This is a genomic window from Pseudomonas chlororaphis (genome assembly GCF_001921865.1).
Taxonomy (GTDB): domain Bacteria; phylum Pseudomonadota; class Gammaproteobacteria; order Pseudomonadales; family Pseudomonadaceae; genus Aquipseudomonas; species Aquipseudomonas chlororaphis_D.
In genome coordinates this window covers 408,674-430,992 of sequence record NZ_MSCT01000020.1, presented here as the reverse complement: position 1 = coordinate 430,992, position 22,319 = coordinate 408,674, and the positions used below count along the sequence as shown (strand labels likewise).

The following is a 22,319-nucleotide window of genomic DNA, read 5'->3' as shown; positions in this document are numbered from 1 at the left end:
GTCTGCCAAGTCAGTTCTTGTGGCGTGAAGAAATGGCTTCCAGCTGTTTATTGAGCGCGTCTTTGCGTTCTGCCGGAATGTCATTCCAGTGCACATCCATCAATGCGCCTTCGATGGCATACAACAGTACCTTCGAGGCCCGAAACCCCCGGGTACGCACCGCCCGATAGGCATCCACTGCCCCCAGGCGACGCAAGTCCGAAGCGCTATGGATGCCCACCGCATGCAGCCACTGTGCCGACGTCTTGCCAAGGTTCTTCAGGTGTTGCAGTTCATCATTCATCAAGCCTCCTTGCGACGGCCGAATGGTGCGTGGGCAAGTCTCAAAGGAGTGTAGCGCTCAGTAGGAAATGCGCTGTTCTTTGGTCGGTTTTGGCGCAAAAGCTTCTAAGGCGACAGAGGAACTCATGTCAGAAGCAGAGAAGAAGGGGGAGGGGAAAAGCCAAGTCCAGCGTAAGGCGGAGGGCGCCGGACCTCGGGGCAACGGAGCGCTTACTTGGTACGGTAGCGCAGGCGGGTACCGAAATTGACGGACATCAGGATTTCATCGGCCGTCAGTTCGGGCGGGAAATAGGCGCCGGAGATCTGTGCGTGGGCCAGGCTGGCGCCTTCCATGGCGGAGTTGCGCAAGTCGAGACCGCGCAGGTCCGCAGAGCGGAAATAGGCGTCGGTGAAATCGACGCCGTCGGCGTTCAGCTCGCGCAGGTCGAGGCCACGGAAATCACCGCCGCGCATGTCGACTGTCTGGTCTTTCGGGCGCTCCCGATTGAAGCCGTCGATGTCGTCTTTGTGCAGCAAAGCGTAAAGGGGGGTATCGAGAAGTGTGGGCTGACTCATGGGGGCGTCACCTGCTGGAATTATGACGCCAGTATAGTGCCACTATTTTTCAGCCGTGAAACCTTTGCGGTTTCACAGCTGAAATAGTTGATTACAAGCCTGGGAGACGCTGCCGAATGTTCGCGACCAGGGCGTCGAGGCTCCCGCTTTCATTGGTCTCGACACGCTTGCTGCGCAGGATCTCTTCGGCGCTCAAGGCTTCGCGATGGGCTTGCTGCTGCTCGATCACGGCCAGGGTCGCGTCCGATGGGTCATTGCGGTCGGCCTGACGTTGCGCCAGCCAGCTGGCGATCACGGCCTGCGGCGCATTGCAATCGACGATCAGGCTGGGAGTACCGGTCGCTTCGGCGACCTTGGCCGCGGCATCGCGCTGCTCGCGCTTGAGGTAGGTCGCATCGATGACCACCGGGAAGCCGGCGCGCAGGACGATTCCGGCAATCTCGTGCAGGCGGTCATAGGTCGCGGAGTTGGCCTGGGCGTTATAAATGCCGACGTTCGGGTCGTTCTGCACCTTCTGCTCGCCGAACAGACGCTTGCGCTCGACGTCGGAACGCAGGCGCACGGCGCCCAGGGCTTCCACCAGGCGCATCGCCACATGGCTTTTGCCAACGGCGGAAACGCCCGAGGTAATGGCCAGGAAACGTGACGGAATGGTGCTGTAGCTTTCTGCCAGGTTGGCGTAGTTGCGGTACTGGCGCAGGGTCGTCGCGCGCTGCACGGGGGAGGCGTCGGCCGGCATGCTGAACAGGCTGACCTTGGCGCGGACCAGGGCGCGATAGGCTTTATAGAAATTCAACAGTTCCAGGCCCTGATAGTCGCCGGTCTGTTCCAGGTACTGGCTGATGAAGCGGCGGGCCAGGGATTTCAGGCCGCGGTCTTCCAGGTCCATGGCGAGGAAGCCGGTATCGGCGTAGACGTCGGTGAAGCGGAATGGCTCGTTGAACTCGATGCAGTCGAAGATCACCACGCTGCCATCGATGATCGTCGCGTTACCCAGGTGAATATCGCCATGGCATTCGCGGATGAAACCTTCGGCCTTGCGCTGGGCGAACAGCGGCTTGAGGCGTTCGAAGCTGCTTTCGGCCCAGGCTTGCAGCGCTTCGAGCTGTTGCAGGTCGGCCTTGTCGCTGAGGAACGGACGGATCTGCTCGAAGTTCTGGCGTACCGGCGCCATCACGCTTTCCGGGGTGCCTGCCTCGTGTGCCGCTGGTACCCGTGGAGCATCGAGGTGGAATCGGGCAATCTGCCGGGCCATCTCGTCGATGTGCGTGGTGGTCAGTTCGCCGTTGGTTTGCAAGGTGCTGAGTAGTTGGCTTTGCGGGAACTGGCGCATTTTCAGCGCGTATTCGATGACTGGGCCGTCGCCGCCAATCTGTGGTGCTTCGGCGCTGCCAGTGATCGGCAACACGTCCAGATACAAATCATCGGTCAGGCGCTGGTTGAGGCGCAGCTCTTCGCCGCAGAAGTGCCCGCGAGCTTCAAGGCTGGTGAAATCGAGAAAGCCGAAGTTGACCGGCTTCTTCAGCTTGTAGGCATAGGAACCGGTGAGCAGGACCCAGGAAATATGGGTCTCGATGACCTGGAATCCGTCTACGGGATGCGGGTAGAGGGCCGGGTTTTGCAGGGCGGCGATCAGGGACTGGCTCACAGGCGATCCTTCAGAGTCGGGGAAAATTCAAGGGCGTCATTATGGCGGCTGGTGGGGCTAACGCAAACCTCGGGCGGCTCCTGTTGACTATGAATAAAGTGCGTATAATCCGCCGCCATGACTCGTACCCGATCCCCCCGTTCCGCTAAAAAACCTCCGTCTGGTGGCCTGCGCCCCTGGCTGGGCTGGGCCCTGAAGCTCGGCCTGGTCGGCCTGGTGGTGCTCGCCGGCTTTGCGGTTTATCTCGATGCCGTGGTCCAGGAGAAGTTCTCCGGCAAGCGCTGGACCATCCCGGCCAAGGTCTATGCGCGCCCGCTGGAGCTGTTCGTCGGGCAAAAGCTCAGCAAGGAAGACTTCCTCACTGAACTCGACGCCTTGGGCTATCGCCGTGAAAGTGCGGTCAACGGCCCAGGCGCCGCCTCGGTCAATGGCAATACCGTGGATCTCAATACCCGCGGTTTCCAGTTCTATGAGGGCATGGAACAGGCTCAGCCGGTGCGGGTGCGTTTTTCCGGCGACTACGTGGCCGAGCTGTCAGGCAGCAAAGGCGCGAAACTGGCTGTGGTACGGCTGGAGCCGCTGCTGATCGGCGGCCTGTATCCGAAGAACCTCGAGGACCGGATCCTGATCAAGATCGATCAGGTGCCGCCTTATCTGCTGGAAACCCTGGTGGCGGTCGAGGATCGGGACTTCTATAGCCATTTCGGCGTGTCGCCCAAGTCGATCGCCCGGGCGGTCTGGGTCAATACCTCGTCGGGGCAGATGCGCCAGGGCGGCAGTACCCTGACTCAACAGCTGGTCAAGAACTTCTACCTCACCAACGAACGCAGCCTGAGCCGCAAGCTCACCGAGGCGATGATGGCGTTGTTGCTGGAGTTGCATTACGACAAGCGTGAGATCCTCGAGGCGTACCTCAACGAGGTGTTTATCGGCCAGGACGGCCAGCGCGCCGTGCATGGTTTTGGTTTGGCCAGCCAGTTCTTCTTCAGCCAGCCATTGGCCGAGCTGAAGTTGCATCAGGTCGCCTTGCTGGTGGGCATGGTCAAGGGGCCGTCCTACTACAATCCGCGCCGTTACCCGGAGCGTGCGCTCGAGCGGCGTAACCTGGTCCTCGATCTGCTGGCGCAACAGGGCGTGGCAACGCCGGAGCAGGTCGAGGCGGCGAAGAAAATGCCTCTGGGCGTGACCAAGCGCGGCAGCCTGGCAGACAGCTCGTTCCCGGGCTTCCTGGACTTGGTAAAACGTCAGTTGCGCGAAGACTACCGCGACGAAGACTTGACCGAGGAAGGCCTGCGTATCTTCACCAGTTTTGACCCGATCCTGCAGATGAAGGCCGAAGCGTCGGTCGGCGATACCTTCAAGCGCCTGGCCGGCCGCAAGGGGGCGGACGAAGTCGAGGCGGCAATGGTGGTGACCAACCCGGAAACCGGCGAAGTCCAGGCCATGATCGGCAGTCGCCAGGCCGGTTTTGCCGGTTTCAACCGTGCGCTGGATGCGGTGCGGCCGATCGGCTCGCTGGTCAAGCCGGCGGTCTATCTCACCGCGCTGGAGAAACCTAGCCAGTACACCTTGACCAGTTGGCTCTCCGACGAGGCGTTCTCGGTGAAAGGTGGCGACGGACAGGTGTGGAAGCCCCAGAACTATGACCGCCGCTCCCACGGTACGGTCTTCCTTTATCAGGGGTTGGCTCACTCTTATAACCTGTCGACCGCGCGCCTCGGGCTGGAAGTCGGTGTGCCGAATGTGCTGAAGACCCTGGGCCGCCTTGGTGTCACCCGCGAATTCCCGGCGTTCCCTTCGATGCTGTTGGGGGCGGGGGGCTTGAGCCCGATGGAAGTCGCCACCATGTACCAGACCCTGGCCAACGGCGGTTTCAACACGCCGATGCGCGGGATCCGCAGCGTGCTGACCGCCGAGGGTGAACCGCTCAAGCGTTATCCGTTCCAGATCCAGCAGCGTTTCGATCCGGGTTCGATCTACCTGATCCAGAGCGCGATGCAGCGAGTGATGCGCGAAGGTACGGGCAGCTCGGTCTATAACGTGTTGCCGCGTTCCCTGGCGCTGGCGGGCAAGACCGGTACCAGTAACGATTCCCGCGACAGTTGGTTCGCCGGTTTCAGCCAGGACCTGCTGGCGGTGGTCTGGCTGGGCCGCGATGACAATGGCAAGACACCGTTCACCGGCGCCACCGGCGCGCTGCAGGTCTGGACCAGCTTCATGCGCAAGGCCGACCCGCTGCCGCTGGACATGCCGCAACCGGATAATGTGGTCCAGGCGTGGGTCGACTCGCGCACCGGGCAAGGCTCCGATGCCAACTGTCCGGGCGCGGTACAGATGCCGTATATTCGCGGCAGCGAACCTCCTCCCGGTCCGGCATGCGGTGGCGAAAGCCCGGCGTCCGGCGAGTCGGTGATGGATTGGGTCAAGGGCTGGATGAATTAAGCAAAGAGGGTTTGACGTGAACAAGTGGTGGATTCCAGCTATTACAGCTCTGGCTTTGCTCAACGGTTGCGCCAGCGTGCAGCGTGGCTCGATTCCTGTGGTGGATTCCGGCACTGCCGTGTCCAATGGCGAGCGGATTTCGGCCAATGGCGGTTTCCGCCAGACGACCATCAAGCGTCCGGCGCAAGCGCAGACTCAAAGCATTCCGCAGGACTCGGGTGTGGTGGTGATGGTGCCGGGCGGTGCTGCAGCGACTGCCGCGCCGATCAGCAGTGCCCCCATCACCCCAGGGCCGATCACGCCTGGGCCTATCGACACTTCGCCGATCCAGCCTGCGCCGATCAACCAGGGCAACTACAGCCTGCCGCCGACGCCGAGCGGTGTTCCTTCGGCCAGCGCCGGCGGTTTATCTGCCGACGAGCAACTGGACGGCCCGGTGCTGGCCCTGTTGACCACGGCTCAGCAGCAACAGGCTAGTGGCGATCTGAACGGTGCGTCCTCCAGCCTCGAGCGCGCTCAGCGCGTTGCCCCGCGCGAACCGCAGGTGCTGTATCGCCTGGCCCAGGTGCGTATGGCCCAGGGCGATGCTCCGCAGGCCGAGCAGTTCGCTCGTCGCGGCCTGAGTTTCGCCAACGGTCGCCCGGATCTGCAGGCCAGCCTGTGGGGGTTGATCGCCCAGGCACGTGAGAAGCAGGGCGATGCCGCCGGCGCGGCTCAAGCCCGGCAGAAAGCCAAGGTCTCGCTGTGATGGACGCGCGTTTTCCGAAAATTGCCGAACAGTTGCTGCTGATCGAGCGTGAGTTACGCCTGCAGGCGCTGTGGGACGACACTCCGCCGAGTGCTACAGCACTGGCCAGCGTCGAGCCTTTTGCCGTGGATACCCTGGAGTTCGAGCAATGGCTGCAGTGGATTTTCCTGCCGCGGATGAAGGAGATTCTTGAGCAGAATCTGCCTCTGCCCAGCGCTTCGGGCATCCAGGAAATGGCCGAGGTGGTGTTTGCCGGACGAGTGATGCAGGGCCGCGATCGTCAGTTGCAGGTTCTGCTCAAAGAGTTCGATCAACTGATAGTCGCCACCCGCTAAACCCTGGGGAGCTGCTACCTAGTGGCAGTGGTTCTCCAGTGCCTTGCGTGTTTCCGTGATGCGCTGCTGACGCTGTTCTTCGTTCAGGCGGCGCACTCCTCCCTCTACGTTTTCACTCAGGTGCGGGTTGTTCTGCAGTTGCGCCAGGTTGCTCCGTGCCTGTTCGCAAAAGCTCCTGCGTTGCGCCTCCTGCCTGGCGAGCTGTTGCTTGACCTGGGTGTCCGCGAGTTGTTGTCGAGGGTCCGGTTGGGCAGGCGCTGACGTACTGCTGGTGGCTCTCGCGGTCTTTGGCAGGGTGAGGGCGGTACTGGCCGCATCCCGAGGCGGCTGGGCCTCGAAATGAGTGACGCCCTGGGCGTCGACCCATGTGTAAATCTGCCCGGCCTCGACCGGAAGGTTCAAGGCGAATAACAGGCCTGCGGCGATGGCGATGGTTCGCATTTATGAATTCCTTATCCGCGATTGCGCAATTGGAGCGTAGACACTCGCTGTTTAGAGGTTTTTTCTTGCGTTCTCATGCGCTTAGTTCGAATTAGGCACATTGACGTCTTGACTTGCAGAGGGCGAAACAGAAGAATCCAAAGTCCGCTGTAGAGGGACTGCCAGAAGCAGACCCACTCGGTAGAACATGAGGCGCACATCCGCGCCGACCTGCTACACCCGCAACGCGTTACCTCGCGCTGGGTGGGAAAACCCCGCAACACTTGGGGCACTCCCAATACTTGCTCAGTCAGTGCTGACGTAGTCGGCGACCACCGTCGCTCATGCTCTGCTGAGAAGTAAACCTATTAAGACCCGTCCCCTTTCAAGAGGGCGGTATTCTGGCGTTTTAGAGGTGAACAACGTGGAGCTTTTATCTGGCGGTGAGATGCTCGTCCGCTTTTTGCGCGACGAAGGCGTCAAATATATCTATGGGTACCCGGGTGGTGCTCTCCTTCATGTTTACGATGCCCTGTTCAAAGAACCGGAAGTGACCCACATTCTGGTTCGTCACGAGCAAGCGGCTACCCATATGGCTGATGGCTATGCCCGTGCCACCGGCAAAGCCGGCGTGGTTCTGGTGACTTCCGGCCCTGGCGCGACCAATGCCATCACCGGTATCGCCACTGCCTATATGGACTCCATCCCAATGGTGATCATCTCCGGTCAGGTGCCTAGCACCATGGTCGGTACCGATGCGTTCCAGGAAACCGACATGATCGGTATCTCCCGGCCGATCGTGAAGCACAGCTTCATGGTCAAGCACGCTTCGGAAATCCCGGAGGTCATGAAGAAGGCGTTCTACCTGGCGCAATCCGGTCGTCCGGGGCCAGTGGTGGTCGATATCCCCAAGGATATGACCAACCCGGCTGAAAAGTTCGAATACGTTTTCCCTAAAAAAGCGAAGCTGCGCTCCTACAGCCCGGCTGTTCGCGGTCACTCCGGGCAGATCCGCAAGGCGGCAGAAATGCTCCTGGCGGCCAAGCGTCCTGTGCTGTACGCAGGCGGCGGCGTGATTCTCGGTGGTGGCTCCGCGCCGCTGACCGAGTTGGCGCAGATGCTCAATCTGCCGGTCACCAACACCTTGATGGGGTTGGGCGCCTATCCGGGCACTGATCGGCAGTTTGTCGGCATGCTCGGCATGCACGGCAGCTACACCGCCAACCTGACCATGCACCATGCCGATGTGATCCTGGCAGTTGGCGCGCGTTTCGATGACCGGGTTATCAACGGTGCACCGAAGTTCTGCCCGAATGCCAAGATCATCCATGTCGATATCGATCCGGCCTCCATCTCCAAAACCATCAAGGCCGACGTGCCTATCGTCGGCCCGGTCGAGAGCGTCCTGACCGAAATGGTCGCGGCCCTCAAGGAAATCGGCGAAACCCCGAACAAGGACACCGTCGCCAGCTGGTGGAAGCAGATCGACGAGTGGCGCGGCGATCGCGGCCTGTTCCCTTACAACAAGGGCGACGGCAGCATCATCAAACCACAGACCGTGATCGAGACCCTGTGCGAAGTGACCAAGGGCGATGCCTTTGTGACTTCCGACGTGGGGCAGCACCAGATGTTCGCGGCGCAGTACTACAAGTTCAACAAGCCCAATCGCTGGATCAACTCCGGTGGCCTGGGCACGATGGGCTTCGGTTTTCCTGCGGCCATGGGCGTCAAGCTGAGCTTCCCCGATAGCGATGTCGCTTGCGTGACGGGCGAGGGCAGCATCCAGATGAACATCCAGGAGCTGTCTACCTGCCTGCAGTACGACCTGCCGGTCAAGATCATCAACCTGAACAACGGCGTGTTGGGTATGGTGCGTCAGTGGCAGGACATGAGCTACGGCAGTCGTCACTCGCATTCCTACATGGAATCGCTGCCTGATTTCGTCAAGCTGGTCGAAGCCTATGGGCACGTGGGCATGCGCATCACGGATCTGAAGGATCTGAAGCCGAAGATGGAAGAGGCGTTCGCCATGAAGGATCGTCTGGTGTTCCTCGACATCCAGGTCGATACCAGCGAGCACGTCTATCCGATGCAGATCAAAGACGGCTCCATGCGCGATATGTGGCTGAGCAAGACGGAGCGTACTTAATCATGCGGCACATTATCTCCTTGCTTCTGGAAAACGAACCGGGCGCCTTGTCTCGTGTGGTGGGTCTGTTTTCGCAGCGTAACTACAACATCGAAAGCCTGACCGTGGCCCCGACCGAAGACCCGACCCTGTCGCGCCTGACGCTGACCACTGTTGGCCATGATGAGATCATTGAGCAGATCACCAAAAACCTGAACAAGTTGATCGAGGTGGTCAAGCTGGTCGACCTCTCGGAAAGCGCTCACATCGAACGCGAACTGATGCTGGTCAAGATCAAGGCCACTGGCGCCCAGCGCGCCGAGGTCAAGCGCACCACCGATATTTACCGTGGGCAGATCGTCGACGTCAGCGCTAGCGTGTATACCGTTCAATTGACCGGCACCAGCGACAAGCTCGACAGTTTCATCCAGTCGATCGGCACCGCTTCGATTCTGGAAACCGTACGCAGTGGCGTCACCGGCATTGCCCGTGGCGATAAAGTACTCAGCATCTAACTCAAATTAGCGAATGGCCGGAACGGCCTGATATAGGGGAAATTCATGAAAGTTTTCTACGATAAAGACTGCGATCTCTCGATCATCCAGGGCAAGAAAGTCGCCATCATCGGTTACGGTTCCCAGGGCCACGCTCAAGCGTGCAACCTGAAAGACTCCGGCGTTGACGTGACTGTTGGCCTGCGTAAAGGTTCGGCTACCGTTGCCAAGGCCGAAGCCCATGGCCTGAAAGTGACCGACGTTGCCAGCGCTGTTGCTGCTGCCGACCTGGTCATGATCCTGACTCCAGACGAGTTCCAGTCTTCGTTGTACAAGAACGAAATCGAGCCGAACATCAAGAAGGGCGCCACTCTGGCCTTCTCCCATGGCTTCGCGATCCACTACAACCAGGTTGTTCCGCGCGCCGACCTCGACGTGATCATGATCGCGCCGAAAGCTCCGGGCCACACCGTGCGTTCCGAGTTCGTCAAAGGCGGCGGTATTCCTGACCTGATCGCGATCTACCAGGACGCTTCCGGCAACGCCAAGAACGTTGCTCTGTCCTACGCGGCCGGTGTGGGCGGCGGTCGTACCGGCATCATCGAAACCACCTTCAAGGACGAGACTGAAACCGACCTGTTCGGCGAGCAGGCTGTTCTGTGCGGCGGTACCGTGGAGCTGGTCAAAGCCGGTTTTGAAACCCTGGTCGAAGCTGGCTACGCGCCGGAAATGGCCTACTTCGAGTGCTTGCACGAGCTGAAGCTGATCGTTGACCTCATGTACGAAGGCGGTATCGCCAACATGAACTACTCGATCTCCAACAACGCTGAGTACGGTGAGTACGTGACCGGTCCGGAAGTGATCAACGCCGAATCCCGTCAGGCCATGCGCAACGCCCTGAAACGCATTCAGGACGGCGAGTACGCCAAGATGTTCATCAGCGAAGGTGCTACCGGCTACCCTTCGATGACCGCCAAGCGTCGTAACAACGCCGCTCACGGTATCGAAATCATCGGCGAGCAACTGCGCTCGATGATGCCGTGGATCGGTGCCAACAAGATCGTCGACAAAGCCAAGAACTAAGTTCGGTTCTTGTCAGGGAAAACGCGGCTTAGGCCGCGTTTTTTCGTTTGGATAGACAGGTTCTGGTATAAAGCGGGATCCTTTGTGGCTGAATCCTGCCCTGGGTATCGTCGAAACTTTTCACACCGTTGCAAGGTAATGTCCATGAGCGAACGTCCCGAAGAGCCAAACCAGGCCTCTGACGCCGAAAGCCTGCTACCCATCGATGAGCATGTCGAAGAAGGGCATGACGCTGAAGGCCGTAAAGTCCGGCATCGTGGTATCTATCTGTTGCCGAACCTCTTCACCACCGCGAACCTGTTCGCTGGTTTCTACTCGATCATCAATTCCATGAGCGCCCAGAGTGCATTGAGCGCTGGCGATGCGGCGGGGGCGAGCAAGTATTTTGCGTTCGCGGCCATCGCGATCTTTGTCGCAATGGTGCTCGATGGCCTGGACGGGCGTGTAGCCCGCATGACCAACACGCAAAGTGCGTTCGGCGCTGAGTATGATTCGCTGTCCGACATGGTTGCCTTCGGTGTTGCTCCTGCGTTGCTGGCATTCGGTTGGGCGCTGGGTGACATGGGCAAGGTCGGCTGGATGGTGGCCTTCATTTATGTCGCTGGTGCGGCTTTGCGCCTGGCTCGTTTCAATACCCAGGTTGGAACGGCCGACAAGCGTTATTTCATCGGCCTGGCCAGTCCGGCGGCGGCGGGTGTGGTGGCCGGTATTGTCTGGGCATTCAGCGATTACGGTATCCAGGGTTCGAAAATGTCGTTCCTGGTGGCGCTGATGGTGGCGGCAGCCGGCATGTTGATGGTCAGCAATATCAAGTACAACAGCTTCAAGGAGCTGGATCTCAAAGGGCGTGTGCCATTTGTGGCGATCCTGGCAGTGGTGCTGGTTTTTGCCGTGGTGTTCAGCGATCCACCGCGAATCCTGTTGTTGGTATTCCTCGCCTATGCCGCCTCCGGTCCGGTGCAATACTTGCTGCATCTTCGCCGACGCAAAACGTTGCCTTAATGTAATTTCCCCCATACTCCGCAGTCTATTGGTGCATCAGTCCTCCAATGCTGCGGAGTTGCCATGTTGATCAAAATCCCCAAGTCGTCTGATTGCAAAGAGTCGGACGTCACGCCTGAATCCTTCTATTTCTCTCGCCGTAGCCTGTTGGGCGGGGCCGTTGCCAGTCTTGCGGTCGGCAGCCTGCCGCGTTGGGCCAGTGCCGAAGAGCCTGGTCGTTATCCTGATGTCGAGCCGGGCAAGGCGCCGGGATGGTTTGCACAGAAGCTTCCGGGAACCAAATGGCAGGCGGTTAACGTCAAGGACGAGGCGATCACACCATTCAAGGATGCCACCCACTACAACAACTTCTATGAGTTCGGTACCGACAAGGGTGACCCAGCCGCCAATGCCGGCACGTTGAAAACCGAGCCGTGGAGTGTGGTGGTGGACGGGGAGGTAGGTAAGCCCGGTCGTTATGCGCTGGAAGACTTCATGAAGCCTTATCAGTTGGAGGAGCGGATTTATCGGCTGCGTTGTGTCGAGGCCTGGTCCATGGTGATTCCCTGGATCGGATTCCCGATCTCCGAGCTGCTCAAGCAGGTCGAGCCAACATCGAAGGCCAAATACATCCGTTTTGAAACGCTTCAGGACCCAAAAACCATGCCGGGGCAACGCTCGGGTTTTGCCCTGATCGATTGGCCTTATGTGGAGGGTTTGCGTTTGGATGAAGCCATGCATCCGTTGGCGATTCTTGCCGTGGGGATGTATGGCCGTGAGTTGCCTAATCAGAACGGTGCACCGTTGCGATTGGTCGTGCCATGGAAGTATGGCTTCAAGAGCGTCAAATCCATCGTGCGTATCAGTCTGGTAGAGGAGCAGCCGAAAACCACCTGGCAAAGCATTGCCGCCAATGAGTACGGTTTTTACGCGAATGTGAATCCCACGGTCGACCACCCTCGCTGGACTCAAGCCCGCGAGCGCCGCTTGCCCAGCGGCCTGTTCAGCCCGAATGTGCGCGAAACGCAAATGTTCAACGGCTACGCGGATGAGGTCGCTTCTTTATATACGGGCCTGGATCTGCGGAAGAACTATTGATGCGCTATCCACTGTGGCGTCTTGGCGTCTTTGTCGTTGCGGCTATCTGGCCTCTGTTCTGGTTGTACCAGGCGTGGGCTTCAGTTCTTGGGCCCGATCCAGGGAAGGTGCTGGTCGATCGATTGGGCTTGGGTACGCTGATTTTCCTGCTGATCACACTGAGTATGACGCCCTTGCAGAAACTGACGGGGTGGGCAGGGTGGATCGCGGTACGGCGGCAGCTTGGTTTATGGTGCTTTGCTTATGTGGTGCTGCATCTGAGCGCCTACGCCATATTTATCCTTGGGCTCGACTGGTCCCAGCTGGGGGTAGAGTTGCGTAAGCGACCCTACATTATTGTAGGAAGCCTGGGGTTCCTCGGATTACTGACCCTGGCAGTGACGTCCAATCGATACAGCCAGCGCCGTCTCGGCAGTCGTTGGAAGAAACTGCATCGTCTGGCGTACCTCATTCTTGGGTTGGGGCTGCTGCATATGCTCTGGATTGTCCGGGCGGATCTTAAGGAGTGGGCGGTTTATGCTTCTATTGGCGCATTGTTGTTATTGCTGCGGATACCGCCGGTGATGCGTCGGATACCCCGGTTACCGATGAAAAGAACAACGTCTGCAACAAAAGCGTAATTAGGGGTTGACGGCAGATTCCAGAGGTCTATAATTCGCCCCACTTCCGGCGCAGTCGAAACGGAAAACTCCTTGATATTCAACGAGTTATACGGTTTTCGACAGCGGTTACGCTTCAGTTCATCGAAGCCCGAAGGAGTTGATAAGGCAGTCAGTTTTCGCCTTGTTAACGATTCGATCGTCTCGGTCGAAAGCGGAGAAAAAGAGGTGTTGACAACAGTGTGTAACGCTGTAGAATTCGCCTCCCGCTGACGAGAGATCGGAAGCGCAAGTGGTTGAAGTTGTTGAGGAAATCTTCAAAAACTTCTGAAAATAATCACTTGACAGCAAATGAGGCTGCTGTAGAATGCGCGCCTCGGTTGAGACGAAAGACTTAACCAACCGCTCTTTAACAACTGAATCAAGCAATTCGTGTGGGTGCTTGTGGAGTCAGACTGATAGTCAGAAAGATTATCAGCATCACAAGTTACTCCGCGAGAAATCAAAGATGTAACCAACGATTGCTGAGCCAAGTTTAGGGTTTTCTCAAAACCCAAAGATGTTTGAACTGAAGAGTTTGATCATGGCTCAGATTGAACGCTGGCGGCAGGCCTAACACATGCAAGTCGAGCGGTAGAGAGAAGCTTGCTTCTCTTGAGAGCGGCGGACGGGTGAGTAATGCCTAGGAATCTGCCTGGTAGTGGGGGATAACGTTCGGAAACGGACGCTAATACCGCATACGTCCTACGGGAGAAAGCAGGGGACCTTCGGGCCTTGCGCTATCAGATGAGCCTAGGTCGGATTAGCTAGTTGGTGAGGTAATGGCTCACCAAGGCGACGATCCGTAACTGGTCTGAGAGGATGATCAGTCACACTGGAACTGAGACACGGTCCAGACTCCTACGGGAGGCAGCAGTGGGGAATATTGGACAATGGGCGAAAGCCTGATCCAGCCATGCCGCGTGTGTGAAGAAGGTCTTCGGATTGTAAAGCACTTTAAGTTGGGAGGAAGGGTACTTACCTAATACGTGAGTATTTTGACGTTACCGACAGAATAAGCACCGGCTAACTCTGTGCCAGCAGCCGCGGTAATACAGAGGGTGCAAGCGTTAATCGGAATTACTGGGCGTAAAGCGCGCGTAGGTGGTTCGTTAAGTTGGATGTGAAATCCCCGGGCTCAACCTGGGAACTGCATCCAAAACTGGCGAGCTAGAGTATGGTAGAGGGTGGTGGAATTTCCTGTGTAGCGGTGAAATGCGTAGATATAGGAAGGAACACCAGTGGCGAAGGCGACCACCTGGACTGATACTGACACTGAGGTGCGAAAGCGTGGGGAGCAAACAGGATTAGATACCCTGGTAGTCCACGCCGTAAACGATGTCAACTAGCCGTTGGGAGCCTTGAGCTCTTAGTGGCGCAGCTAACGCATTAAGTTGACCGCCTGGGGAGTACGGCCGCAAGGTTAAAACTCAAATGAATTGACGGGGGCCCGCACAAGCGGTGGAGCATGTGGTTTAATTCGAAGCAACGCGAAGAACCTTACCAGGCCTTGACATCCAATGAACTTTCTAGAGATAGATTGGTGCCTTCGGGAACATTGAGACAGGTGCTGCATGGCTGTCGTCAGCTCGTGTCGTGAGATGTTGGGTTAAGTCCCGTAACGAGCGCAACCCTTGTCCTTAGTTACCAGCACATAATGGTGGGCACTCTAAGGAGACTGCCGGTGACAAACCGGAGGAAGGTGGGGATGACGTCAAGTCATCATGGCCCTTACGGCCTGGGCTACACACGTGCTACAATGGTCGGTACAAAGGGTTGCCAAGCCGCGAGGTGGAGCTAATCCCATAAAACCGATCGTAGTCCGGATCGCAGTCTGCAACTCGACTGCGTGAAGTCGGAATCGCTAGTAATCGCGAATCAGAATGTCGCGGTGAATACGTTCCCGGGCCTTGTACACACCGCCCGTCACACCATGGGAGTGGGTTGCACCAGAAGTAGCTAGTCTAACCTTCGGGAGGACGGTTACCACGGTGTGATTCATGACTGGGGTGAAGTCGTAACAAGGTAGCCGTAGGGGAACCTGCGGCTGGATCACCTCCTTAATCGACGACATCAGCTGCTTCATAAGCTCCCACACGAATTGCTTGATTCATTGAAGAAGACGATAGAAGCAGCTTTAAGCTCCAAGCTGATAGCTCCAAGCTAACAGTTACAAGCTCGAAATTGGGTCTGTAGCTCAGTTGGTTAGAGCGCACCCCTGATAAGGGTGAGGTCGGCAGTTCGAATCTGCCCAGACCCACCAATTTTGTTATGGGGCCATAGCTCAGCTGGGAGAGCGCCTGCCTTGCACGCAGGAGGTCAGCGGTTCGATCCCGCTTGGCTCCACCATAAACTGCTTCGGAAAGCTTAGAAATGAGCATTCAAATTGAATGTTGATTTCTAGTCTTTTGATTAGATCGTTCTTTAAAAATTTGGGTATGTGATAGAAAGATAGACTGAACGTTACTTTCACTGGTAACGGATCAGGCTAAGGTAAAATTTGTGAGTTCTCTTTTAATTAAGAATGCAAATTTTCGGCGAATGTCGTCTTCATAGTATAACCAGATTGCTTGGGGTTATATGGTCAAGTGAAGAAGCGCATACGGTGGATGCCTTGGCAGTCAGAGGCGATGAAAGACGTGGTAGCCTGCGATAAGCTTCGGGGAGTCGGCAAACAGACTTTGATCCGGAGATCTCTGAATGGGGGAACCCAGCCATCATAAGATGGTTATCTTGTACTGAATACATAGGTGCAAGAGGCGAACCAGGGGAACTGAAACATCTAAGTACCCTGAGGAAAAGAAATCAACCGAGATTCCCTTAGTAGTGGCGAGCGAACGGGGACTAGCCCTTAAGTGGCTTTGAGATTAGCGGAACGCTCTGGAAAGTGCGGCCATAGTGGGTGATAGCCCTGTACGCGAAAGTCTCTTAGTCATGAAATCGAGTAGGACGGAGCACGAGAAACTTTGTCTGAATATGGGGGGACCATCCTCCAAGGCTAAATACTACTGACTGACCGATAGTGAACTAGTACCGTGAGGGAAAGGCGAAAAGAACCCCGGAGAGGGGAGTGAAATAGATCCTGAAACCGTATGCGTACAAGCAGTGGGAGCAGACTTTGTTCTGTGACTGCGTACCTTTTGTATAATGGGTCAGCGACTTATATTCAGTGGCGAGCTTAACCGAATAGGGGAGGCGTAGCGAAAGCGAGTGTTAATAGCGCGTTTAGTCGCTGGGTATAGACCCGAAACCGGGCGATCTATCCATGGGCAGGTTGAAGGTTGGGTAACACTAACTGGAGGACCGAACCGACTACCGTTGAAAAGTTAGCGGATGACCTGTGGATCGGAGTGAAAGGCTAATCAAGCTCGGAGATAGCTGGTTCTCCTCGAAAGCTATTTAGGTAGCGCCTCATGTATCACTGTAGGGGGTAGAGCACTGTTTCGGCTAGGGGGTCATCCCGACTTACCAAACCGATGCAAACTCCGAATACCTACAAGTGCCGAGCATGGGAGACACACGGCGGGTGCTAACGTCCGTCGTGAAAAGGGAAACAACCCAGACCGTCAGCTAAGGTCCCAAAGTTATGGTTAAGTGGGAAACGATGTGGGAAGGCTTAGACAGCTAGGAGGTTGGCTTAGAAGCAGCCACCCTTTAAAGAAAGCGTAATAGCTCACTAGTCGAGTCGGCCTGCGCGGAAGATGTAACGGGGCTCAAACCATACACCGAAGCTACGGGTATCACGTAAGTGATGCGGTAGAGGAGCGTTCTGTAAGCCTGTGAAGGTGAGTTGAGAAGCTTGCTGGAGGTATCAGAAGTGCGAATGCTGACATGAGTAACGACAATGGGTGTGAAAAACACCCACGCCGAAAGACCAAGGTTTCCTGCGCAACGTTAATCGACGCAGGGTTAGTCGGTCCCTAAGGCGAGGCTGAAAAGCGTAGTCGATGGAAAACAGGTTAATATTCCTGTACTTCTAGTTATTGCGATGGAGGGACGGAGAAGGCTAGGCCAGCTTGGCGTTGGTTGTCCAAGTTTAAGGTGGTAGGCTGGAATCTTAGGTAAATCCGGGGTTCTAAGGCCGAGAGCTGATGACGAGTTACCTTTTAGGTGACGAAGTGGTTGATGCCATGCTTCCAAGAAAAGCTTCTAAGCTTCAGATAACTAGGAACCGTACCCCAAACCGACACAGGTGGTTGGGTAGAGAATACCAAGGCGCTTGAGAGAACTCGGGTGAAGGAACTAGGCAAAATGGCACCGTAACTTCGGGAGAAGGTGCGCCGGTGAGGGTGAAGGACTTGCTCCGTAAGCCCATGCCGGTCGAAGATACCAGGCCGCTGCGACTGTTTATTAAAAACACAGCACTCTGCAAACACGAAAGTGGACGTATAGGGTGTGACGCCTGCCCGGTGCCGGAAGGTTAATTGATGGGGTTAGCTAACGCGAAGCTCTTGATCGAAGCCCCGGTAAACGGCGGCCGTAACTATAACGGTCCTAAGGTAGCGAAATTCCTTGTCGGGTAAGTTCCGACCTGCACGAATGGCGTAACGATGGCGGCGCTGTCTCCACCCGAGACTCAGTGAAATTGAAATCGCTGTGAAGATGCAGTGTATCCGCGGCTAGACGGAAAGACCCCGTGAACCTTTACTATAGCTTTGCACTGGACTTTGAATTTGCTTGTGTAGGATAGGTGGGAGGCTTTGAAGCGTGGACGCCAGTCTGCGTGGAGCCATCCTTGAAATACCACCCTGGCAACTTTGAGGTTCTAACTCAGGTCCGTTATCCGGATCGAGGACAGTGTATGGTGGGTAGTTTGACTGGGGCGGTCTCCTCCTAAAGAGTAACGGAGGAGTACGAAGGTGCGCTCAGACCGGTCGGAAATCGGTCGTAGAGTATAAAGGCAAAAGCGCGCTTGACTGCGAGACAGACACGTCGAGCAGGTACGAAAGTAGGTCTTAGTGATCCGGTGGTTCTGTATGGAAGGGCCATCGCTCAACGGATAAAAGGTACTCCGGGGATAACAGGCTGATACCGCCCAAGAGTTCATATCGACGGCGGTGTTTGGCACCTCGATGTCGGCTCATCACATCCTGGGGCTGAAGCCGGTCCCAAGGGTATGGCTGTTCGCCATTTAAAGTGGTACGCGAGCTGGGTTTAGAACGTCGTGAGACAGTTCGGTCCCTATCTGCCGTGGACGTTTGAGATTTGAGAGGGGCTGCTCCTAGTACGAGAGGACCGGAGTGGACGAACCTCTGGTGTTCCGGTTGTCACGCCAGTGGCATTGCCGGGTAGCTATGTTCGGAAAAGATAACCGCTGAAAGCATCTAAGCGGGAAACTTGCCTCAAGATGAGATCTCACTGGAACCTTGAGTTCCCTAAAGGGCCGTCGAAGACTACGACGTTGATAGGTTGGGTGTGTAAGCGCTGTGAGGCGTTGAGCTAACCAATACTAATTGCCCGTGAGGCTTGACCATATAACACCCAAGCAATTTGCGAACTCGAAAGAGGCCAGATTGCGGTGTGTGAAGACGATACAAACCGAAAGTTTGCACAACACACAAAGCTATTACATACCCAATTTGCTGAAGCGAGGCCATCCGGTCACGAGTCAGTACCCGAATTTCTTGACGACCATAGAGCATTGGAACCACCTGATCCCATCCCGAACTCAGAAGTGAAACGATGCATCGCCGATGGTAGTGTGGGGTTTCCCCATGTGAGAGTAGGTCATCGTCAAGATTAAATTCCGAAACCCCAACTGCGAAAGCGGTTGGGGTTTTGCTTTTGGGCGACAAAAAATGCTTCTTATCTCCAAACAATTTTGCACAGTTATTTTCGGGACGGACCTCTAGAATAGCCCCACGCCTTTTAGAGCCAGAACCTTATATGTCAGAGACGGTTGACGCCCCCGGACTGTCGGAGTTACCGCTGGACGACCTGGTGGCCTGCCACGAGTGCGACTTGCTGATGCGCAAGCCAGAGTTGGCCCACGGAGAAAAAGCCCAATGCCCGCGCTGTGGGTATGAGCTCTACGCCCATCGCCACAATGTCGTGGATCGCAGCCTGGCATTGGTGATTGCCGCGCTGCTGTTATATGTCCCCGCGAACTTTTTACCCATCATGCAGCTCAATCTGCTCGGACAATCCTCGGAGGACACCGTGTGGAGCGGTGTCGTCGGTTTATTCAATACCGACATGCAAGGCGTGGCAGTGGTGGTGTTTCTGTGCAGCATGGGTATTCCACTGCTCAAGTTGATCTGCCAGTTGCTCGTGCTCCTGAGCATTCGCCTGGACATCGGTCGTAGTTACGGGCTTTTGCTGTATCGCATTTATCACCATTTACGAGACTGGGGCATGCTCGAGGTCTACCTGATGGGCGTCTTGGTCGCCATCGTCAAACTGGCGGACCTTGCATCCATGACGGTCGGTTTGGGGCTGGTGTGTTTTGTCAGCCTGTTGCTGGTCCAGGTCGGATTGGAAGTGGTCATGTCGCCCCATCAGATATGGGATGCCCTGGCGGGAGAGGATGCACATGCGGGCAATTGATGCAGGCATTCTGGTGTGTAATGAATGTCATGAGTTGAACAGGCAGGAACCCGACACCGATGAGCAGACCTGCACCCGTTGCGGGGCTCTGGTCCATGCTCGTCGTCCCAACAGCATCATGCGCACCTGGGCGCTGCTGATTACCGCGGCGATCCTGTACATCCCTGCCAATGTGCTGCCAATCATGACGGTGACCTCACTGGGACAAGGCGATCCCAGCACCATCATGTCGGGGGTCATCGTCCTGATGCAGCACGGCATGATCCCAATTGCGGCGGTGGTGTTCATCGCCAGCATCCTGGTGCCGACCTTCAAGCTGGTGGGGATCGCCCTGCTGCTGTTTTCGGTTCAGCGCCACCAGCCCTTGTCCGCACGGCAGCGCATTCTGATGTACCGCTTTATCGAGTTCATCGGCCGCTGGTCGATGCTGGATATTTTTGTGATTGCCATCCTGGTGGCGGTAGTGAATTTTGGCCAGCTTGCCAGCATCGAGGCCAATCTCGGCGCAGTAGCCTTTGCCAGTGTGGTGATCTTGACGATGCTCGCCGCAGTAACTTTTGATCCCCGACTGATCTGGGATAACACGGAGTCGGACGACGACAATGAGTGATTTGCCTAAAGCTAAAACCCGTCCGGCGTCGAACTGGTCGGCCATCTGGGTCCTGCCCTTGATCGCGTTGCTGATCGGCGGATGGTTGGGCTGGCGTGCCTACAGCCAGACCGGTATCGAGATTCAGGTACGCTTTGAAAGCGGCGAGGGTATCCAGGCCAACAAGACTGAAGTGGTCTACAAAGGGATGTCGGTGGGCAAGGTCAAGACTCTGGCCCTGGACGACGAAGGCAATAGCAGAGGGGTGATTGCCACCGTCGAGATGAACAAGGACGTCGAGCAATACCTGAAGAACAGCACCCGCTTCTGGCTGGTGAAGCCGAGTGTGACGCTGGCCGGGATCACCGGTCTGGAGACGCTGGTTTCGGGGAATTACATCGCCATCAGCCCGGGGGAGGGCGAGCCGGCGCGCAAGTTCAAGGCGCTGGCCGAGGAGCCGCCGCTGTCGGACGCCAAGCCGGGCCTGCACTTGACCATCAAGGCTGATCGCCTGGGCTCGCTGACCCGCGGCAGCCCAGTGTTCTACAAGCAGATCCAGGTCGGCCAGGTGAAGAGCTACCTGCTCTCCGAGGATCAGAACACCGTCGAGATCAAAGTCTTTATCGAGCCGACCTACGCCAATCTGGTGCGCAAACATACGCGCTTCTGGAATGCCAGCGGCATCAGCATCGACGCCAACCTGTCGGGGGTAAAAGTGCGCAGCGAATCCCTGGCCAGTATCGTGGCCGGCGGTATCGCCTTCGCTACCCCGGAGAATCGCCGGGACAGCCCGCCCACCGACCCGACGCTGCCATTCCGTCTCTATGAGGACTTCGATGCGGCGCAGGCGGGCATCCGGGTCAAGGTCAAGCTGAGCGATTTCGAAGGGCTCCAGGCCGGTCGGACACCGGTCATGTACAAAGGCATCCAGGTCGGTAACCTGAAGGCCCTCAAGGTCGACGCGGACCTGTCCAGCGCCACGGCGGAGCTGACCCTGGACCCATTGGCCGAGGATTACCTAGTGCAAGGCACCCAATTCTGGGTGGTCAAGCCTTCGATCTCCCTGGCGGGTATCACCGGCCTGGAAGCGTTGGTGAAGGGTAATTACATCGCGGTCCGCCCCGGTGACAAAGGCAGCGCTCCGCAACGCGAGTTCGAAGCGCGACCCAAGGCGCCGCCGCTGGACCTGCGCTCTCCGGGCCTGCATCTGGTGCTGTTCACCGAGAACCTTGGTTCGCTGGAGGTCGGCAGCCCGATTCTCTACAAGCAGGTGAAAGTTGGCTCCGTGCAAAGCTACCAGTTCTCGCGGACGCGCAAACAGCTGGTCATCGGGGTGCACATCGAGAAGGAATACGAAGGCCTGGTGAACGGTTCGACGCGCTTCTGGAACGCTAGTGGCGTCACCTTGACCGGTGGCCTGACCGGTGGCATCCAGGTCAAGAGCGAGTCGTTGCAAAGCCTGATGGCCGGCGGTATCGCCTTCGATACGCCGGAGCCCAACGTGCCGCTGAAAAAGCGTATTCCGCGCTTCCGCCTGCATGCCGACAAGGAAGAGGCGACGCAGAAGGGCACCATGATCAGCATCAAGGTCGATCGCGCCGATGGTTTGCGTTCGGGGACGCCTATCCGCTTCAAGGGGCTGGACGTCGGCAAGGTCGAGGACGTCGACCTGAGCAGCGATCTGCAGTCGGTGCTGCTCAAGGCGCGGATCACCGAGGTGCCCGAGCGGATCGCCCGGGCCGGCAGCCAGTTCTGGGTGGTCAAGCCGGAGCTTGGCTTGATCAAGACCGCCAACCTGGAAACCCTGGTGACCGGGCAGTACATCGAAGTACAGCCGGCGACCAAGAGCCTCGGTGCGCAAACCAGCTTTGTCGCCTTGCCCCAACCGCCGGAAACCGCGGTCGCGGAGGCGGGCCTGAGCCTGGTATTGAGTGCCGCGCGCCGTGGTTCGCTGAAAGTCGGCGTGCCGGTGACCTATCGCGAAGTGACGGTGGGCAAGGTCACGGGCTATGAGTTGGGCCAGACCGCCGACCGGGTGTTGATCCGTATCCTGATCGAGCCCAAGTACGCACCGCTGGTGCGTGGCGGCACGCGCTTCTGGAACAGCAGCGGCTTCGGTATCGACATTGGTCTGTTCAAGGGTGCGACGGTGCGTACCGAGTCGCTGGAAACCTTGATCCAGGGCGGTATCGCCTTCGCCACGCCGGACGGCGAGCGCATGGGCAACCCGGCGCGGCCGGAGCAGACCTTTGCGCTGTTCGACAAGTTCGAGGACGAATGGCTGACCTGGGCGCCGAAAATCCCCCTGGCCAAATAACCTCCTACAGAAAAG

General features: G+C 57.4%; 16 protein-coding genes, 2 tRNA genes and 3 rRNA genes. 17 read left to right on the top strand and 4 right to left on the bottom strand.

The features are described 5' to 3' along the window. Positions 1-10: 10 nt before the first annotated feature. The 3 genes from BTN82_RS25015 to BTN82_RS25005 form a co-directional block, all read right to left on the bottom strand. The gene (locus BTN82_RS25015) at positions 11-283 is read right to left on the bottom strand and encodes a TfoX/Sxy family protein (protein WP_003228231.1); all 273 of its coding nucleotides are present in this window, start codon (positions 281-283) and stop codon (positions 11-13) included. 209 nt (positions 284-492) lie between these two features. Then, the gene (locus tag BTN82_RS25010; protein ID WP_075121740.1) at positions 493-837 is read right to left on the bottom strand and encodes a pentapeptide repeat-containing protein; all 345 of its coding nucleotides are present in this window, start codon (positions 835-837) and stop codon (positions 493-495) included. Positions 838-928: 91 nt separating this feature from the next. Continuing rightward, entirely contained in the window at positions 929-2,485 is a 1,557-nt protein-coding gene (locus BTN82_RS25005) for an AAA family ATPase (RefSeq protein ID WP_075121739.1), read from the bottom strand. Positions 2,486-2,602: 117 nt separating this feature from the next. Between BTN82_RS25005 and mrcB the strand changes: the two genes are divergently transcribed. Genes mrcB through BTN82_RS24990 form a run of 3 tightly spaced genes read left to right on the top strand, consistent with a single transcriptional unit; the run spans position 2,603 to position 6,010 of the window. Further along, positions 2,603-4,927, top strand: coding sequence for a penicillin-binding protein 1B (mrcB, locus tag BTN82_RS25000; protein ID WP_075121738.1), 2,325 nt, complete (start codon positions 2,603-2,605; stop codon positions 4,925-4,927). 16 nt (positions 4,928-4,943) lie between these two features. Then, positions 4,944-5,675 carry a tetratricopeptide repeat protein gene (locus BTN82_RS24995; protein ID WP_075121737.1) on the top strand — a complete coding sequence of 244 codons (732 nt, stop codon included), beginning with the start codon at positions 4,944-4,946 and terminating at the stop codon, positions 5,673-5,675. After that, a complete protein-coding gene (locus tag BTN82_RS24990; RefSeq protein ID WP_075121736.1) occupies positions 5,675-6,010 on the top strand; it encodes a YqcC family protein in 336 nt (111 codons plus the stop codon). The genes BTN82_RS24995 and BTN82_RS24990 overlap by 1 nt, the downstream gene beginning before the upstream one ends. Positions 6,011-6,028: 18 nt before the next feature. On the opposite strand, the gene BTN82_RS24985 is transcribed toward BTN82_RS24990, so the two are convergent. Beyond that, positions 6,029-6,451 carry a DUF4124 domain-containing protein gene (locus BTN82_RS24985; RefSeq protein ID WP_075121735.1) on the bottom strand — a complete coding sequence of 141 codons (423 nt, stop codon included), beginning with the start codon at positions 6,449-6,451 and terminating at the stop codon, positions 6,029-6,031. A 403-nt stretch (positions 6,452-6,854) separates the two neighbouring features. On the opposite strand from BTN82_RS24985, the gene BTN82_RS24980 reads away from it, so the two are divergent. The 14 genes from BTN82_RS24980 to BTN82_RS24910 all read left to right on the top strand — a co-directional run bounded on the left by BTN82_RS24980 (position 6,855) and on the right by BTN82_RS24910 (position 22,304). Further along, the gene (locus BTN82_RS24980; RefSeq protein ID WP_075122015.1) at positions 6,855-8,579 is read left to right on the top strand and encodes an acetolactate synthase 3 large subunit; all 1,725 of its coding nucleotides are present in this window, start codon (positions 6,855-6,857) and stop codon (positions 8,577-8,579) included. Between the two features lie 2 nt (positions 8,580-8,581). Then, positions 8,582-9,073 (top strand): acetolactate synthase small subunit, encoded by a 492-nt coding sequence (gene ilvN, locus BTN82_RS24975; RefSeq protein WP_016964842.1) that lies wholly within the window; start codon positions 8,582-8,584, stop codon positions 9,071-9,073. 45 nt (positions 9,074-9,118) lie between these two features. Beyond that, positions 9,119-10,135: a ketol-acid reductoisomerase gene (gene ilvC, locus BTN82_RS24970; protein ID WP_003228216.1), complete on the top strand. Its 1,017-nt coding sequence runs from the start codon at positions 9,119-9,121 to the stop codon at positions 10,133-10,135. Positions 10,136-10,279: 144 nt separating this feature from the next. Further along, on the top strand, positions 10,280-11,137 hold the full coding sequence (gene pssA / locus BTN82_RS24965; protein WP_044465078.1) for a CDP-diacylglycerol--serine O-phosphatidyltransferase: 858 nt from the start codon (positions 10,280-10,282) through the stop codon (positions 11,135-11,137). Positions 11,138-11,200: 63 nt separating this feature from the next. Continuing rightward, complete coding sequence (msrP, locus tag BTN82_RS24960; RefSeq protein ID WP_075121734.1) at positions 11,201-12,214, top strand: protein-methionine-sulfoxide reductase catalytic subunit MsrP; 1,014 nt, start codon at positions 11,201-11,203, stop codon at positions 12,212-12,214. Further along, entirely contained in the window at positions 12,214-12,834 is a 621-nt protein-coding gene (gene msrQ / locus BTN82_RS24955; RefSeq protein WP_075121733.1) for a protein-methionine-sulfoxide reductase heme-binding subunit MsrQ, read from the top strand. Before msrP ends, msrQ begins: the two co-directional genes overlap by 1 nt. A gap of 544 nt (positions 12,835-13,378) precedes the next feature. Then, positions 13,379-14,915, top strand: a 16S ribosomal RNA gene (locus BTN82_RS24945). Positions 14,916-15,038: 123 nt separating this feature from the next. Continuing rightward, positions 15,039-15,115: transfer RNA gene (locus tag BTN82_RS24940), tRNA-Ile, on the top strand. A gap of 10 nt (positions 15,116-15,125) precedes the next feature. Beyond that, a tRNA-Ala gene (locus BTN82_RS24935) sits at positions 15,126-15,201 on the top strand. A 233-nt stretch (positions 15,202-15,434) separates the two neighbouring features. Then, a 23S ribosomal RNA gene (locus BTN82_RS24930) occupies positions 15,435-18,326 on the top strand. Between the two features lie 149 nt (positions 18,327-18,475). After that, positions 18,476-18,591 (top strand): 5S ribosomal RNA (gene rrf / locus BTN82_RS24925). Together the 16S, 23S and 5S rRNA genes with 2 tRNA genes alongside form the textbook arrangement of a ribosomal RNA operon. A gap of 147 nt (positions 18,592-18,738) precedes the next feature. After that, the gene (locus BTN82_RS24920) at positions 18,739-19,398 is read left to right on the top strand and encodes a paraquat-inducible protein A (protein WP_075121732.1); all 660 of its coding nucleotides are present in this window, start codon (positions 18,739-18,741) and stop codon (positions 19,396-19,398) included. After that, a complete protein-coding gene (locus BTN82_RS24915; protein WP_075121731.1) occupies positions 19,385-20,008 on the top strand; it encodes a paraquat-inducible protein A in 624 nt (207 codons plus the stop codon). Before BTN82_RS24920 ends, BTN82_RS24915 begins: the two co-directional genes overlap by 14 nt. Beyond that, positions 20,001-22,304 (top strand): PqiB family protein, encoded by a 2,304-nt coding sequence (locus BTN82_RS24910; RefSeq protein ID WP_075121730.1) that lies wholly within the window; start codon positions 20,001-20,003, stop codon positions 22,302-22,304. Before BTN82_RS24915 ends, BTN82_RS24910 begins: the two co-directional genes overlap by 8 nt. Positions 22,305-22,319: the final 15 nt, after the last annotated feature.